Raw genomic sequence first — 381 nt, forward strand, 5'->3', positions numbered from 1 at the left:
ATCGAACGCATGGCAAACGAAAACCGCACCCCTACCACACCCCACCGACAGAAAACTGGCGCCGAAACACGTTGTCCACAAGCAGAATTGATCAAGAATATGCCTTGCATCGAACATGCTTTCGTGTAGACTGGACCCATCACACCGATCAGCCACCGGGGAGGGGCCCATGATCGACACCGCTACCATTCTCGACCGACACCCCTGGCTGATCCCACCCGCCAGCATCGACCCGAAACGACGACCGGTTCCGTCCTATCACCGACGCACCATGCGACTCGACGATGTAGCAGCCTGACCTGCCCTGCACCACAACTTGATTCCCCGCACCCGGCATCGCCGGGACCGCATCTGTTGTTTGAGAACTCCATAGTGATAATC

1 pseudogene is annotated in these 381 nt (G+C 57.5%); it reads left to right on the top strand.

The features are described from left to right. Nucleotides 1–193: 193 nt before the first annotated feature. Nucleotides 194–298 (top strand): annotated as a pseudogene (locus P3L18_RS28335) (HNH endonuclease); the annotation flags it as partial. Nucleotides 299–381: the final 83 nt, after the last annotated feature.

Source organism: Gordonia sp. N1V (assembly GCF_029269935.1).
Classification (GTDB): domain Bacteria; phylum Actinomycetota; class Actinomycetes; order Mycobacteriales; family Mycobacteriaceae; genus Gordonia; species Gordonia polyisoprenivorans.